Origin of the sequence: Kribbella sp. NBC_00889, from assembly GCF_045207705.1 — a bacterium.
In the GTDB taxonomy this organism is placed as follows: Bacteria; Actinomycetota; Actinomycetes; order Propionibacteriales; family Kribbellaceae; genus Kribbella.
In genome coordinates this window covers 1186016-1200878 of sequence record NZ_CP108783.1, presented here as the reverse complement: position 1 = coordinate 1200878, position 14863 = coordinate 1186016, and the positions used below count along the sequence as shown (strand labels likewise).

Sequence of the window (14863 nt, the reverse complement as noted above, 5' to 3'; positions counted from 1 at the left end):
TCGTAGTTGGGCGCACGACAACACTCACGGAGCACGATAGAACACCCGACCCCGCCGACTGACGCGGGCGGGGTCGGGTTCAGGGCGAAGGGCTCAGAACTCTGAGCCTGCTGGGAGGTCGGGGGCGGATGGGTCGTCGGGGTCGGACGGTCCAGCAGCCAGGCCGAGTTCGGCCGGGCTGGCGAGGCCGTCGTGGCTTGGGACGACTCGGACGGTGTAGCCGAAGGGGCCGGTTCGGTCGAGCTTCAGTTCGCCTTCGTAGCGGTGCCGGTTGCCCTCGTAGGTTTCCGCCATCGCCAGCGTCGCGCGGACCGGGTCCGTGATCTCGTCGTTGGTGTCGACCCGCCCGTGCAGCACCTCGACACAGATGTCGGCAGGCTCGAGATCCCCGAGCGCGGCGAAGGCGCGGATCCCAACCGTGGTCCCGAGCTGCGGTACGTCGCCCAGGCCCTGCAGCTCCACGTGGTCGACCCGGATCTGCGGCCAGGCCGTCCGGACCTTCTTCTTCCACGCGGCCAGCTCACGCGCACCGTCGTACGTCGCGTTCAGAGAGCGCGACGACTTGGCGGCCGGGACGTACAGCTGCTCGACGTAGTCGCGGACCATCCGGGTGGCGAGCACCTTCGGGCCGAGCTCCTTGATCGTGTGCCGGAGCATCTCGATCCAGCGGCCCGGCACCTCGCCGTCGTAGAAGCGCGGCGCGACCTGCTTCTCGATCAGGTCGTACAGCGCGTGCGCCTCGAGGTCGTCACGCCGGTCGGTGTCCTCGATCCCTTCCGCGGACGGGATCGCCCAGCCGAACTCGTCGTCGTACCACTCGTCCCACCAGCCGTCGCGGATCGACAGGTTCAAGGCACCGTTGAGAGCAGCCTTCATGCCGGACGTGCCGCACGCCTCGTAGGGACGCAGCGGGTTGTTCAGCCACACATCGCACCCCGGGTACATCGGCTGCGCCAGCGCGATGTCGTAGTCGGGCACGAACACGATCCGGTGCCGTACCTCGGGGTCGTCGGCGAAGCGGACCATCTCCTGGATGAGCTTCTTGCCGCCCTCGTCGTGCGGGTGCGCCTTGCCGGCGATGACGATCTGGACCGGCCGCTGCGGGTGCAGCAGCAGCGCCTTCAGCCGGGCCGGGTCGCGCAGCATCAGGGTGAGCCGCTTGTACGACGGGACGCGGCGGGCGAAGCCCATGGTCAGGACGTCCGGGTCGAGGATGGAATCGACCCAGCCGAGCTCGGCGTCGCTGGCGCCGCGGTTGATCCAGGACTGCCGGACCCGGGCCCGGGTGTCGTCGATGAACCGCTGCCGCAGGGTCCGCTTGGTCTCCCAGATCTGCGCGTCGGAGGTCTTGTCGAGGCCGTCGAACAGGCCGTCGCTCTCGGCCGTGTCGGTGGCCGCGTACGTGAGCCCGTGGATCTCCCGCGCCACCCAGGTCGGCGCGTGCACGCCGTTGGTGATCGAGGTGATCGGTACGTCGACCGGGTCGAAACTCGGCCACAGCCCGGCGAACATGCCGCGGCTGACCACACCGTGCAGCTTGGACACGCCGTTGGCCCGCTGCGCCAGCCGCAGGCCCATGATCGCCATGTTGAAGACGCCCGGGTCGCCGCCCTCGAAGTCCTCGGCGCCGAGCTCGAGGATCCGGTCGATGGGCACGCCCTCGCCGTACGCGTCGGGCGAGAAGTGCTGCTGGATCAACTCGACCGGGAACCGGTCGATACCGGCCGGGACCGGCGTGTGGGTGGTGAACACGGTGCCGCCGCGGGCGACCTCGAGCGCGGTGTCGAAGTCCAGCGACTGGTCGGTGGCGAGCTCACGGATCCGCTCGATGCCGAGGAAGCCGGCGTGGCCCTCGTTGGTGTGGAACACCTCGGGGGCCGAGTGGCCGGTGATGCGGCAGAAGGTGCGGACCGCGCGGACACCACCGACGCCGAGCAGCAGTTCCTGGAGCAGCCGGTGCTCGGTGGAACCGCCGTACAGCCGGTCGGTCACCTCGCGCTCGGCCGGGTCGTTCTCCTCCATGTCGGAGTCGAGCATCAGCAGCGGCACCCGGCCGACCTGGGCGACCCAGATCTGCGCGTGCAGCTGCCGGTTGCCGGGCAGCGTCAGGGTCACGGTGGCGGGCGCGTCGCCGTCGCGGAGCAGGCTGATCGGCAGCCCGTCCGGATCCACCAGGGGGTAGCGCTCCTGCTGCCAGCCTTCGGCGTTCAGCGACTGCGCGAAGTAGCCGTGCCGGTACAGCAGGCCAACGCCGATCAGCGGTACGCCGAGGTCGCTGGCCGCCTTCAGGTGGTCACCGGCCAGGATGCCCAGACCACCCGAGTACTGCGGGAGGACGTAGGTGATGCCGAACTCCGGGGAGAAGTACGCCACCGAGCTCACCGGGGAGCCGGCGTCGGTCTGGAACCACCGGTCGCCGGACACGTAGGCGTTCAGGTCGGTGACGGCCAGTTCAAGCCGGCGCAGGAAGACATCGTCGTGGGCCAGCTCGTCGAGCCGGGCCGCCGGGACCTCGCCGAGGAGCTTGACCGGGTCACCGCCGGTGCTCCGCCACAGCTGCGGGTCGACCGCTTCGAAGACGTCCTGCGTCTCCGGGTGCCAGGACCAGCGGAGGTTGTTCACCAGGGTGCCCAGGCCGGTCAGCGGCTCGGGCAGGACAGGGCGGACGGAGAATCGTCGTATCGCTCGCACCGGGACACCGTACCGGCCTCCGGTTCACGAGACACCTTCGGCATGCATCGATCTTGCAACGCGGGCAAGATTTTGCAGACACATTCGCGGGGTCCGTCACTGATGTTCCATCCTGTGGACCGAAACGTGACCACCGCATGTCATGGTCTGCCGCTGGGAACCGATAACGTCAGACCTGAACTACCCCTCGGCCGGATCCGCAATCGGAAAGCGAAGGTTCGTCTACGCCATGACTGGGCGCATCCCGATCACCGACGTCACCCCGACCGTCGACGCCGGAGCGTATCCGGCCAAGGCCTCGGTGGGCGAGACCTTCACCATCGCGGCCACGGTGTTCCGTGAGGGCCACGACGCGGTGAACGCGAACGTCGTACTGACCTCGCCGACCGGGCAGACCAGACGGATGCTGATGGCACCGGTCGGGCAGGGCAGCGACCGGTGGACGGTCGACGTGACGCTGCAGGAGCAGGGCGCGTGGACGTTCGCGGTCGAGGGCTGGAGCGACCCGTACGGCACGTGGCGGCACAACGCCGAGATCAAGATCCCGGCCGGCCTCGACGTGGACCTGATGTTCGCCGAGGGCGCGGCGTTCTTCGACCGCGCCGCCGCCGGCGTACCCCCCGCCGTCCGCGCCGACCGGGCCACGCTGAGCGACGCCGCTCACGCGCTGGCGAACGGCGCACTGCCGCCGGAGGCGCGGCTGGCCGCGGGCATCTCGCCGCAGGTCCGAGCCGCACTCGGGCGCTACCCGGTGCGGGAGCTGATCACGTCGTCTGAGACCTATCCGGTGTGGGTCGACCGGAGCCTCGCGCTGTACGGCAGTTGGTACGAGTTCTTCCCGCGGTCCGAGGGAGCGACGTACGACGAGGAGTCCGGGCAGTGGAAGTCGGGGACGTTCCGGACTGCGGCCAAGCGCTTGGACGCGGTGGCGGGGATGGGCTTCGACATCCTCTACTTGCCGCCGATCCACCCGATCGGTCACGCGTTCCGCAAAGGCCCGAACAACACCCTCGACCCGAAGCCCGGTGACCCCGGGTCGCCGTGGGCGATCGGCTCGGACGAGGGTGGGCACGACGCGATCCACCCCGAGCTCGGCACCTTCGAGGACTTCGAGGACTTCGTCGGCCGGGCCCGCGAACTAGGTCTCGAGGTTGCCATCGACCTGGCCCTGCAGGCGTCGCCGGACCACCCGTGGGTCAAGGAGCACCCGAAGTGGTTCTCGATCCGTGCCGACGGCTCGATCGCGTACGCGGAGAACCCGCCGAAGAAGTACCAGGACATCTACCCGATCAACTTCGACAACGATCCCGAGGGGATCTACGCCGAGGTCCTGCGGATCGTCCGGCTGTGGATCTCGCACGGCGTGACCGTGTTCCGGGTCGACAACCCGCACACGAAGCCGGTGAACTTCTGGGAGTACCTGCTCGGCGAGATCCGCAAGACCGATCCGGACGTGGTGTTCCTGTCCGAGGCGTTCACCCGGCGGCCGATGATGCGTGAGCTGGCCAAGGTCGGCTTCCACCAGTCGTACACCTACTTCACCTGGCGCAACGAGAAGTGGGAGCTGGAGGAGTACCTGCAGGAGCTGACCAAGGAGACCGGCCACTTCCTGCGGCCGAACTTCTTCGTCAACACGCCGGACATCCTGACCGCGTACCTGCAGTACGGCGGTCCGGGCGCGTTCAAGATCCGCGCCGCGATCGCGTCCACCGCGTCGCCGGCCTGGGGCGTGTACGCCGGGTTCGAGCTGTTCGAACACGTGGCACTCCGGCCGGGCTCCGAGGAGTACCTGGACACCGAGAAGTTCCAGTTGCGTCCGCGTGACTGGGAGGCCGCGGCCGCCGAGGGTCGCACGCTCGCGCCGTACCTGACACTGCTGAACAACATCCGTCGCCGGCACCCCGCCCTGCAGCAGCTGCGCAACCTGTCGCTGCACTCGGTCGAGGACGAGGCGATCATGTGCTACTCCAAGCGCACGACCGCCCCCGACGGCCACAGCGACACCGTCATCGTCGTGGTGAACACCGACCCGCACTCGGTGCGCGAAACCATGGTCCACCTGGACATGGCCGCGCTCGGCATGCGCCCCGAGGACACCTTCACCGTGTACGACGAGATCACCGGCGCCACCTGGCGCTGGGGCCAGCAGAACTACGTCAAACTCGACCCGAACGGCGAACCGGCCCACATCCTCGCCGTCCGCCGCGGCCAGGCGTAATCAGAGCGGAACTGTCTCCGGGTACTTGAGGCCTGCGCCGGTGTTCAGGGCGACGACCTGGTCGTCGGCGCGGATCCAGCCGGATTCGCGCAACTGCCGGACGGCCGCGAAGTTGGCCGCGCCTTCCGGGCAGATGAACGATCCTTCCAGCTGAGCGACCTCGTGCTGCTCGGCCAGCAGATCTTCGTCGTCGACGGCAACGGCACACCCGTCGGTCTCCGCGATCGCCTGCAGGACGAGGAAATCGCCGAGCGCCTTGGGCACCGTGATGCCAAAGGCAACGGTCTGCGCGTCCGGCCAGGGCTCGCTCTCCGGCAGACCCTTCTCCCAGGCCCGGACGATCGGCGCACAGCCACTCGACTGTACGGCGACCAGCCGCGGCAGCGGACCGTCGATCCAGCCGAGCTCGCGGAGTTCGACCAGCGCCTTCCAGATCCCGATGATGCCGACGCCGCCACCGGTCGGGTACAGGATGACGTCGGGCAGCTGCCAACCGAGCTGCTCCGCGATCTCGAGGCCCATCGTCTTCTTGCCCTCGATCCGGTACGGCTCCTTCAGCGTCGACACATCCAGGTAGCCGTCCCGCTTCGCCAGCTCCGCGCGGATGAATGCGCCGGCGTCACCGATCAGCCCGTCGATCAGGTGCAGTTCGGCGCCGACCACCTTCACCTCGCGGCGGCAGATCTCGGGCGCCGCGATCGGCATCGCGATCAACGCTTGCATGCCCGCACGAGCGGCGTACGCCGCCCAGGCCGAGCCGGCGTTCCCATTGGTCGGCATCGCGATCTTGCGGACGCCGACCTCGTACGCCCGGGACACGCCGACCGCCGCACCGCGTGCCTTGAAGGTGCCGGTCGGGATCAGCCCCTCGTCCTTCATCAGCAGCCGTTCGACGCCGAGCTCACGCCCGTACCGCGGCAATGGCAGCAGCGGGGTCATCCCCTCCCCCAGCGTCACCACGTTCTCCGGCGACCGCACCGGCAGCAGCTCGTGATACCGCCACAGATCCGGCGGCCGGGTCGCCAGCTCGTCCTTGGTCAGCGTGATCGCCTGTACGTCGTACCGGGCCAGCAGAGGCGACCCGCACGAACACAGTCCGATCACTTGGTCCGGCGAGTAGGTGAGGCCGCACTTGGGACAGTCGAGATGGCTCAAAGCGGAGAAAGGCACGAACGCTGACGGTACTCCTGCGCCGATCAGGCGACCTCGAGGGGGAGCTCGACGTGCAGCGACGTACCCTCGCCGACCGGACTCGTGATCGAGATCCGCCCGCCGAGCGCCTCGACCCGGTCGGTGAGTCCGATCAGACCGGAGCCCCGGGCCGGATCGGCTCCGCCGATGCCGTCGTCGCGAATGCTCAGCTCGAGGACGTCGTCGTGGAGCGCGACCTGGATCTCGACCAGCGTGGCCTCGGCGTACTTCGCCGTGTTCGTGAGCGCCTCCGAGACGACGTAGTACGCCGCCACCTCGACCCGTTCCGCGAGCCGTTCGCCGACGTTCACGTCCAGCTTGACCGCAACGGCCGAACGCCGTCCGAGCGCCCGCAGCGCGGGGTCGAGACCACCCTCCGAGAGGATCGCCGGATGGATGCCCCGGGAGAGTTCGCGCAGGTCGTTGAACACACCGTCCAGTCCGCTGCTGATCTGGGCGAGCCCGGCCCGCAGGTCGGGTGCTGCGGCCGCCTCGACCCCACGCAGTTCGAGGCCCAGCGAGACAAGCCGCTGCTGGACTCCGTCGTGCAGATCACGCTCGAACCGGCGGCGGGCCAGGTCGGTGGTCTGGACGATCCGGGCGCGGGACGCCTCGAGGTCGGCGTGCGCCTTCAGGTTCGAGATCGCCGTCGCCAGGAGCTCGGTGAACTCGCCGATCTGGGACTCGGTGTCCGGAGGGAACGGCGCATCGCCCGTCGACGACGCCGCGATCACACCCCACAGGCGGCCCTGGACGACGACCGGACAGCCGACCGAGGACCGGATCCCGAGCCCCTGCGCCTCCTGTGCGATCGGGCCCGAGGCGCCGGCGAAGCTGTCCACCCGCATCGGGCGGCCGGTCTCTCGCACCAGCGCCGCGATGCTCGGTCCCTGGAGTACGAAGCGGGTACCGCTGGACAGTTGATGATCGGTGTTCCGGCTCCACACGCCGACCCCGGTCACCGTTCCGTCCGTCTCGTAGCGCTCCAGCCTGGCCAGGTCGGCGCCACAGAGCACCCCGACCTCACGGATGACCGTCTCGACGACCTCTGCCGAACGCCCACCACGAGCGACCAGCGTCGCGACCCGCCGCAGCGCGGCCTGTTCGTCCAGGAGACGTTCGACCTGCCGTCGTGCCTCCAGGTTGGCGATCGCCGTGGCCGCGAGCTCGGTGAAGTCGGTCAGGCGCGATTCCGTGGCGGCCGGGAGTGGCTCGGCCATGGACCAGACGACCATCACTCCCCACAGGTCGCCGCCGACGACGATCGGTGCTCCGGCCACGGACTTGATGCGCAGCCCGCGGGTGAGCGGCAGCCGGTCCTCGATGTCGTCGTAGTCGTCGATGCGGGCGACGCGGCCGGTACGGCGTACGTCGCCGGCCACGCTCCTGCCCTCGAGCCTGACGCGATCATAGGGTCGGGGATCGTAGCCGGGCCTGCTCCAGGCGGTCACATGCGCGAGGTCGTCGTCCTCGTAGCGGACGATCCGGGTCGCGTCCACGTCGAGCAGCGTCCCGGCCTCCTCGGCCACCGCTGCGAGCAACTCCTGTGCGGGCACCCCCTCCGCGACGCCGGTCGCCACCCGTCGCAGCGCCGCCTGCTCGTCGGCGAGCTCGGCTCGTGCCACCTCGGCGGTCTGGGCCTGACGAGTCGCATGCGCCGCCAGCTCGCCGATCAGGACCGACACCGCCAGATAGACGAGCAGATCCACCAGGTTCGACCAGCCCGGGAACCCGAGCGGATGGGTCGGGGTCAGGTGGTACCAGTCGTAGGCGAGCATGCCTGCCATCGCGATCGGTACGGCGTACGCGATGCCGATCAACTTGGTCACCAGGACGACGGTGGTGACCAGCGGAACGGCCAGGATCACGATCAGCGCATCCGAGGTGATCCAGGCGGCGAGTACTGCCACCACGACGAACGTCCCGGCACCGGCGAGGAAGGCCAGGACGATCTCCGCGACTCGAGGGACCCGTCGCGGGTGCGGCAGGGAACTCACCCGATGAGGCTAGCGACGACGAACCCCCGGCGAACAGAGACCAGCCCCGGGAAAGACGACGGGACGCTCAGCCGGCCCGCAACCCCATGATCGCGGGACGCTGGTGATCGGTGAGCCGGAAGCCGGTGCCGCGGACCGCGTCGATGGTGACCGTGGTGCCGAGTTCGTCGAGCTTGCGGCGCAGCCGCTTCACCACCGAGTGCACGTCGGCGGTCCCCCTCAGGTCCCGGTTGCGCCAGACCGTATGGTGCAAGGCGTCGTACGTCCAGACCCGCAGCGGTGCCGTCATCAGCCGGGTGAGCAGGTCGTTCTCGAGCTCGGTGAGCTGGACGTCGCGGCCGCGCCACCGGGCGACCGAGTGGATCCGGTCGATCGTCAGTACGTCGGCATCGGGATCCTCGGCCGTCGTCGCAACGACCGCCTCGACCGCTTCGGGCTCGGGTGGTTCGGGGTGCTCGGGCGGGGCCGGCGGGGACTGCAGGGCAGGCGCCAGCAGTTTGCGCAGCTCCTCGAGGCTGGACACGAGGAGCAGCGGAGCGACGTCGTCGACGAGCTCGGCGAGCCGGACACGATCCTCCGGGGAGGCCGCGACCGCGATCAGCAGCGGAAACGATTCCCGGTCGGTCGTGGTCAGGTCGACGTCCTCTGGGGCGGGGACACGGGCGGTGACCATCTGATCACGATGTCAACCTCTGCCTTGGATCGTCAACGGACTGCCAATCTTTGACCACGTTGCTTCGATTCAGGGCGACGGCTAGTTACATCTTGCTCACCATGTGTGCTTGTTCCTCCTGTGATCTGACACATAGGGTCCTCGTCAGGCTCGCGGCGTCACATGTCGCGACCTGGGGGGCACGGAGCGTTCGCGCACGGGACTCGAATCCGCCCACGCGAGGACCCCTGCACCTCTGCACCAAATGACTCGGGGGAGTCGACTCGGGGTCGTTTCAAGTGAGGGGCTGCAGAGATGTCAGACATGAGACGAAGGGGGCTCGCCAGAACTCTGGTGGGCGCCCTGGCGACGGTGGCCGTCGTCGCGACCGGGCTGGCAGGTGCCGGCCAGGCGCAGGCGTCACCGCCCACCAAGCCCGAGGCCACTCCGGCGAGCAAGATCAAGCCGGAGCTGATGGCCCAACTGGACGGCAAGGACGCCAAGGCGGCGTCCGACTACTGGGTCCGGTTCGCCGCCAAGGCCGACCTGACCGCCGCCGGCAAGATCACCAACTGGAACGAGCGCGGCACCGCCGTCGCCGCGGCACTGCGCAAGACCGCCGCGGAGAGCCAGGCGACAATCCGCGCCGAGCTGGACGCGCAGCACGTCAAGTACCAGGCCTTCTGGGGCACGAACGCGATCCGGATCAACAGCGGATCGCTCACGCTGGCCCAGAACCTGGCCACCCACGCCGAGGTCGAGGGCCTGTACGCCCCGATGAAGATCGAGGTGCCCAAGATCTCCCAGGGCACGACCGAGCACGAGATCAACGCGGTCGAGTGGGGCATCGCCAACATCAACGCCGACGACGTCTGGTCGCAGTTCGGCGACAAGGGCGAAGGCATCACCATCGCCAGCATCGACACCGGGGTGCAGTACGACCACCCGGCGCTGGTCAAGCAGTACCGCGGCAACAACGGCGACGGCACGTTCGACCACAACTACAACTGGTTCGACGCGGCCGGCACCTGCGGCAACGCACCGTGCGACGGCAACGGTCACGGCACCCACACGATGGGCACCATGGCCGGTGACGACGGCGCCGGCAACCAGATCGGCGTCGCGCCGGGGGTCAAGTGGATCGCCGCGAACGGCTGCTGCCCGACCGACGCGGCCCTGATCGCCTCCGGTCAGTGGATGCTCGAGCCGACCGACCTGGCCGGGAACAACCCCGACGCCAGCAAGCGGCCGAACATCATCAACAACTCCTGGGGTTCGCAGCTGCCGTCGAACGACCCGTTCATGGAGGACATCACCAACAACTGGAAGGACTCCGGCATCTTCGGGGCCTTCGCCAACGGCAACAGTGGTGATCTCGGCTGCAACAGCAGCGGGTCGCCGGGCAGCCTGACCAGCAACTACTCGGCGGGCGCCTACGACATCAACAACAACATCGCGTCGTTCTCCGGCCGTGGTGTCGGTCAGAACGGCACGATCAAGCCGAACATCTCGGCCCCCGGCGTCAACGTCCGGTCCAGCCTCCCCGGCAACACCTACGGCGCCTTCAACGGTACGTCGATGGCCACCCCGCACCTCGCGGGCACCGTCGCACTGCTGTGGGCCGCGTCGCCGGCTCTCAAGGGTGACGTGGACGCCACCCGGGCGCTGCTGAACCAGACCGCGATCGACACGCCGAACAGCCAGTGCGGCGGAACCGACGCCAACAACAACGTGTTCGGCCAGGGCCGTCTGGACGCACTCGCCCTGCTGAACGCCGCGCCGATCGGCGACACCGGCACCCTGTCCGGTACCGTCACCGCCGCCACCGGTGGTGCTCCGCTCGCCGGCGCGTCCGTGACGGTGAAGCAGGCCGGCCAGCCGGACCGCGTGCTGACCACGACCAGCACCGGCGCGTTCTCGTCCGTCCTTCCGGCCGGGAGCTACGACCTGACCGCGGCATCGTTCGGGTACCAGACCCAGACCGCCACGGTCGCCATCACCACCGGGAACACCACCACCCAGAACTTCGCCCTGGCGAGCTCGCCGCAGGTGAACGTCGGCGGCAGCATCACCGACGGCTCCGGCCACGGCTGGCCGCTGTACGCGAAGGTCAGCGTCGAGGGTCCGGGTGGCGTGTTCGACTACACCACCCCGAGCAACGGCCGCTTCAGCCTGATGGTTCCGGCCGGCGCGGCGTACTCGCTCAAGGTGGAGTCGAAGTTCCCGGGCTACCAGACGGTCAGCGAGCCGATCACGGTCGGCTCCGGCAACCTGACCAAGAACATCGCCGTCCCGGTCCGCACCGACGCCTGCACCACGGCGCCGGGCTACCGGTACGGCTCCGACGGCACCTACCAGACGTTCGACTCCGGCAGCACGCCGAGCGGCTGGTCCGTCGTCGACAACAAGGGCAACGGACAGGTCTGGCAGTTCAACGACCCGGGTGCCCGTGGCAACCTGGCCGGCGGTACCGGCGGTACCGCGATCATCGACAGCGACAAGTACGGTCCGGGCGGTTCGCAGGACACCTCGCTGGTCAGCCCGGTCGTGGACCTGACCGCGGTCACCGCTCCGGTGATCCGGTTCAACCAGGACCTCAACTGGCTCGGCGGCGAGAAGGCCGACGTGGACCTGTCGATCGACGGCGGTGCCACCTGGGCCAACGTGCTGAGGCAGGCGGTCGACGTCCGTGGGCTCAAGGAGATCGCGATCCCGCAGGCGGCCGGCAAGTCCGCTGTGCAGGTCCGGTTCCACTACTACGACGCGCAGTACGAGTGGTGGTGGCAGCTCGACAACGTGCTGATCGGCAGCCAGGTCACCTGTGAGCCTGCTGGTGGCGGCATCGTCGTCGGCAACGTCAAGGACGCCAACACGAACGGTTTCGTGAACGGTGCGGTCGTCACCCGTGACGGCAACCCGGCCGAGACCGCGACCACCGTGGCGACGCCCGAGGACACCGGTCTCAACGACGGCTTCTACTGGCTGTACTCCTCGGCCTCCGGCGACCAGGGCTTCACCGCCAAGGCCGGCAACTACGTCACCGCGCAGCAGACCGTGGGCGTCGAGGCCGACTGGGTCACCACAGCCGACTACTCACTGGCCGCGGGCCGGCTGAGCGTCACCCCGGGGAGCGTCTCGGGCAACCTGAAGCTGCCGTCGGGCAAGGTGACCAAGTCGTTCACCGTCACCAACACCGGCGGTGCCGGCGTCGACGTCAAGTTCGGCGAGCGGGACAACGGCTTCGTGCTGCAGAACGCGAACAGCTCCACCACCAGCAAGACGCAGGTGCTGACCGGCGCCGGCGCCCCGCTGCAGAGGCTGCAGGTGCCGACCTCGTTCGGCCAGGTGATGTCGGGCAAGACGGCCGTCAAGACCGCGGCCGCCAACCCGTTGGCCGCGCCGTGGGCCGACATCGCCGACTACCCGGCGACCGTGATGGACAACCGGGTGGTCAACCTCGACGGCAAGATCTACTCGATTGCCGGTGGCAACGGTAGCGTCTCGTCCGCGAACAGCTATGTGTACGACCCGGCGACGCTGGCGTGGACCGCCATCGCTCCGCTGCCGGCTGCTCGCAACGCCATCACCGTCGGCGTCGTGGGTGGCAAGATCATTGCCAGCTCCGGCTGGGGCGCCGCTGGTCCGGACCCGGCGACCTGGGCGTACGACCCGGCCGCCAACGCCTGGAGCGCGCTCGCCGCGAACCCGGCGCCCCGGGCCGCGGCAGGTCAGGCGGTCCTCGACGGCAAGCTGTACGCCGTTGGCGGCTGCACGACCTCGGCCTGTCTCCCGATGAGCAACACGGTGGTCCGCTACGACGCGGCCGCCAACAGCTGGGAGACGCTGGCGAACTACCCGAAGTCGGTCGCGTTCGCATCCTGTGGCGCCATCGACGGCATGCTGTACTGCGCCGGCGGTAACGACGGCGTGAACTCGCTGAAGTCGGCCTACGTCTACGACCCGGGTGCGAACTCGTGGACCGCGATCGCGGACGCTCCGGCCGACCACTGGGCGGCGTCGTACGCCGTCGCCAGCGGAAAGCTGCTGGTCGTCGGCGGTGTCCAGGCCGGTGCCGTCACCAACGCCGGGTTCGCCTATGACCCGGCGGCCGACAGCTGGTCCGCCCTGCCGAACTCCAACCTGCCGCGGTACCGCGGTGGCGCGGCTTGCGGCTTCTACAAGATCGGTGGCTCGTCCGGTGGCTTCACCGCCACGGTGGACAGCGAGGCCCTGCCGGGTCTCGAGGGCTGCTCGGAGTCGTCGGCGGACGTGAGCTGGATGTCCATCGACAAGACCGAGGCGACGCTGGCTCCCGGCCAGTCGACCACCGTCAAGGTCACGCTCGACGCGAACGTCGACCAGCCCGGCACGTACAGCGGGCAGGTCACGATCGGCGAGAACACCCCCTACTCCGTTCCCGCGGTGGACGTGACGATGAACGTCACCCCGCCGACGACCTGGAGCAAGCTGCAGGGCACCGTCACGGGCGTCAGCTCGTCCGGGGCCAGCGCGCCGCTCCCGGGGGCGATCGTGGAGGTGGACTCGTGGGCGCAGTCCTACACCTTCATCACCGACAAGGACGGCAACTACGCCTACTGGCTGGACCGTCGCAACAACCCGCTCACGCTGATCGCCGCGAAGGACGGCTACAAGCCCCAGACCCGAACCGCCCGGCTCCTCGCCGGTGAACCGATCACCGAGGACTTCGCCCTGAAGTCCATCAAGTAGCAGTGACGTAGTCGGAGCCGGCCCCACTCGGATCTTCCGGGTGGGGCCGGTCCCTTTTCACAACCGCGAGAAGACCTCCCCGAAGAACTCCCGGTCGCCCGCGAAGATCGGCTGCAACGCGAGGAACTGTGCGGGAGTGACCCAGCGGGTCTCGCCCACCTCTCGCGGATCCGCCGTCACCTCGCCGGGTGATGCCGCCGCGGTCCACCAGTGGAGCAGGTAGTCGCCTCCGGCGGTGGTCGACTCCCAGACCTTGGCGAGTGGGGTGACCGCCAGGCCGACCTCCTCCCGGACCTCGCGGACGAGGGCTTGCTGCTGGCTCTCGCCGGGTTCGAGGGTCCCGCTGAGAGGCGCCCAGTATCCGGGCATGCGCGCCTCCGGGCCCCGGCGGATGACGAGTACTCGGTCGGCTTGTCGCAGTACGGCGACTATCGCTTCGTGCTGAGGCATTCGGCGCCATTCGTCAGAGTGGTGTGGACGATGAGTGCGGTGGAGAGGGCGGCCGGGTCGTGGGTGCGGATGTAGTCCGCGCCCTGGGTGGTGGCGTGGAGCTCGGCGGCGAGGGTGGCGGGGCCGACGTCGGACAGGGCCGTGTTCGTGAGCGTGCGCAGGAAGGACTTGCGGGACGGGGAGACGAGGACGGGGAGGTTGTAGCGGCTCTTGAGGCGGCTGAGGTTGGCCAGGACGGTGAGCGACGGTTCCGGAGTACTGCCCAGGAAGTAGCCGAGGCCGGGGTCCAGGATCAGGCGGTCGCGGGTGATGCCGGCCGACTCGAGGGCGGTGACGCGGGCGTCGAAGAATCGCTCGATGGCCGGCCAGATCGTCTGTGGCTCGGTACGAACCCTGGTGGCCGGACCGAGGTGCTGGACCGAGTGCATCACCACCAGCCGGCAGGTCAGGGCGGCCAGTTCGTCGTACCGACGTGGGTCCGGGAAGCCTTGGATGTCGTTCAGGTACGTCGCTCCGTGCTCGGCGGCGTACCGCTGCGTCGCCGGATGGTAGGAGTCGACGGCCAGCGGTAGATCGCCCAGAGCATCCAGCACTGGAGCCAGCCGGGCGATCTCCTGCTCGGGCGTCACCTTGGCGGCATCCGGGTGGCTGGACGCCGGGCCGAGTTCGATGATGTCGGCGCCGCCGGCGTGCAACCGGCGCGCATGGGCGATCGCGTTGTCCGCCGCAAGGTAGCGACCGCCGTCGGAGAACGAGTCCTCGGTGATGTTGACGATGCCGACCAGCAACGGTCGATCCATGACCCGATTCATGACCCGATTCATGACATGGCCTCCCGGTCGATCCAGAAGCCCAGGCGCTCGGCGTTCGTCATCCAGACGAGATCGCTCCCCGGTGGTTCGCCCACCTCATGCGCCAGTCACGACCCGGCGCAAA

8 protein-coding genes and 1 riboswitch are annotated in these 14863 nt (G+C 69.0%); of the genes, 2 read left to right on the top strand and 6 right to left on the bottom strand.

Annotation, left to right across the window (positions count from 1 at the left end; genetic code table 11):
• Nucleotides 1–93 precede the first annotated feature (93 nt).
• Entirely contained in the window at nucleotides 94–2691 is a 2598-nt protein-coding gene (gene glgP, locus OG817_RS05880) for an alpha-glucan family phosphorylase (protein ID WP_396393935.1), read from the bottom strand.
• A gap of 229 nt (nucleotides 2692–2920) precedes the next feature.
• Here glgP and OG817_RS05875 point away from each other — a divergent pair, with 229 nt between their 5' ends.
• Nucleotides 2921–4909, top strand: a complete 1989-nt coding sequence (locus tag OG817_RS05875) for an alpha-1,4-glucan--maltose-1-phosphate maltosyltransferase (protein WP_406052671.1) — start codon at nucleotides 2921–2923, stop codon at nucleotides 4907–4909.
• Here the strand turns inward: OG817_RS05875 and OG817_RS05870 are convergent, their stop codons facing one another.
• The 3 genes from OG817_RS05870 to OG817_RS05860 all read right to left on the bottom strand — a co-directional run bounded on the left by OG817_RS05870 (nucleotide 4910) and on the right by OG817_RS05860 (nucleotide 8770).
• Entirely contained in the window at nucleotides 4910–6079 is a 1170-nt protein-coding gene (locus OG817_RS05870) for a threonine synthase (RefSeq protein ID WP_406052669.1), read from the bottom strand. It abuts the gene before it with no gap.
• 26 nt (nucleotides 6080–6105) lie between these two features.
• Nucleotides 6106–8097 carry a GAF domain-containing protein gene (locus tag OG817_RS05865; RefSeq protein ID WP_406052668.1) on the bottom strand — a complete coding sequence of 664 codons (1992 nt, stop codon included), beginning with the start codon at nucleotides 8095–8097 and terminating at the stop codon, nucleotides 6106–6108.
• Nucleotides 8098–8164: 67 nt separating this feature from the next.
• The gene (locus tag OG817_RS05860; protein WP_406052667.1) at nucleotides 8165–8770 is read right to left on the bottom strand and encodes a winged helix-turn-helix domain-containing protein; all 606 of its coding nucleotides are present in this window, start codon (nucleotides 8768–8770) and stop codon (nucleotides 8165–8167) included.
• Between the two features lie 303 nt (nucleotides 8771–9073).
• Here OG817_RS05860 and OG817_RS05855 point away from each other — a divergent pair, with 303 nt between their 5' ends.
• Nucleotides 9074–13477, top strand: coding sequence for a S8 family serine peptidase (locus OG817_RS05855; RefSeq protein WP_406052666.1), 4404 nt, complete (start codon nucleotides 9074–9076; stop codon nucleotides 13475–13477).
• A gap of 57 nt (nucleotides 13478–13534) precedes the next feature.
• Here OG817_RS05855 and OG817_RS05850 read toward each other — a convergent pair whose 3' ends face one another.
• Nucleotides 13535–13927, bottom strand: coding sequence for an NUDIX hydrolase (locus OG817_RS05850; protein WP_406052664.1), 393 nt, complete (start codon nucleotides 13925–13927; stop codon nucleotides 13535–13537).
• The gene (gene folP / locus OG817_RS05845; protein WP_406052662.1) at nucleotides 13906–14727 is read right to left on the bottom strand and encodes a dihydropteroate synthase; all 822 of its coding nucleotides are present in this window, start codon (nucleotides 14725–14727) and stop codon (nucleotides 13906–13908) included. The genes OG817_RS05850 and folP overlap by 22 nt, the downstream gene beginning before the upstream one ends.
• A gap of 43 nt (nucleotides 14728–14770) precedes the next feature.
• Nucleotides 14771–14860, bottom strand: a riboswitch (ZMP/ZTP riboswitch).
• Between the last annotated feature and the right edge of the window lie 3 nt (nucleotides 14861–14863).

What these genes read in the sequence shown, in the direction of transcription:
- OG817_RS05875 (WP_406052671.1), top strand. Translation starts at nt 2,921, where the DNA reads ATGACTGGGCGCATCCCGATCACCGACGTCACCCCGACCGTCGACGCC.
- OG817_RS05860 (WP_406052667.1), bottom strand. Translation starts at nt 8,770, where the DNA reads ATGGTCACCGCCCGTGTCCCCGCCCCAGAGGACGTCGACCTGACCACG.
- OG817_RS05855 (WP_406052666.1), top strand. Translation starts at nt 9,074, where the DNA reads ATGAGACGAAGGGGGCTCGCCAGAACTCTGGTGGGCGCCCTGGCGACG.
- OG817_RS05850 (WP_406052664.1), bottom strand. Translation starts at nt 13,927, where the DNA reads ATGCCTCAGCACGAAGCGATAGTCGCCGTACTGCGACAAGCCGACCGA.
- folP (WP_406052662.1), bottom strand. Translation starts at nt 14,727, where the DNA reads ATGGATCGACCGTTGCTGGTCGGCATCGTCAACATCACCGAGGACTCG.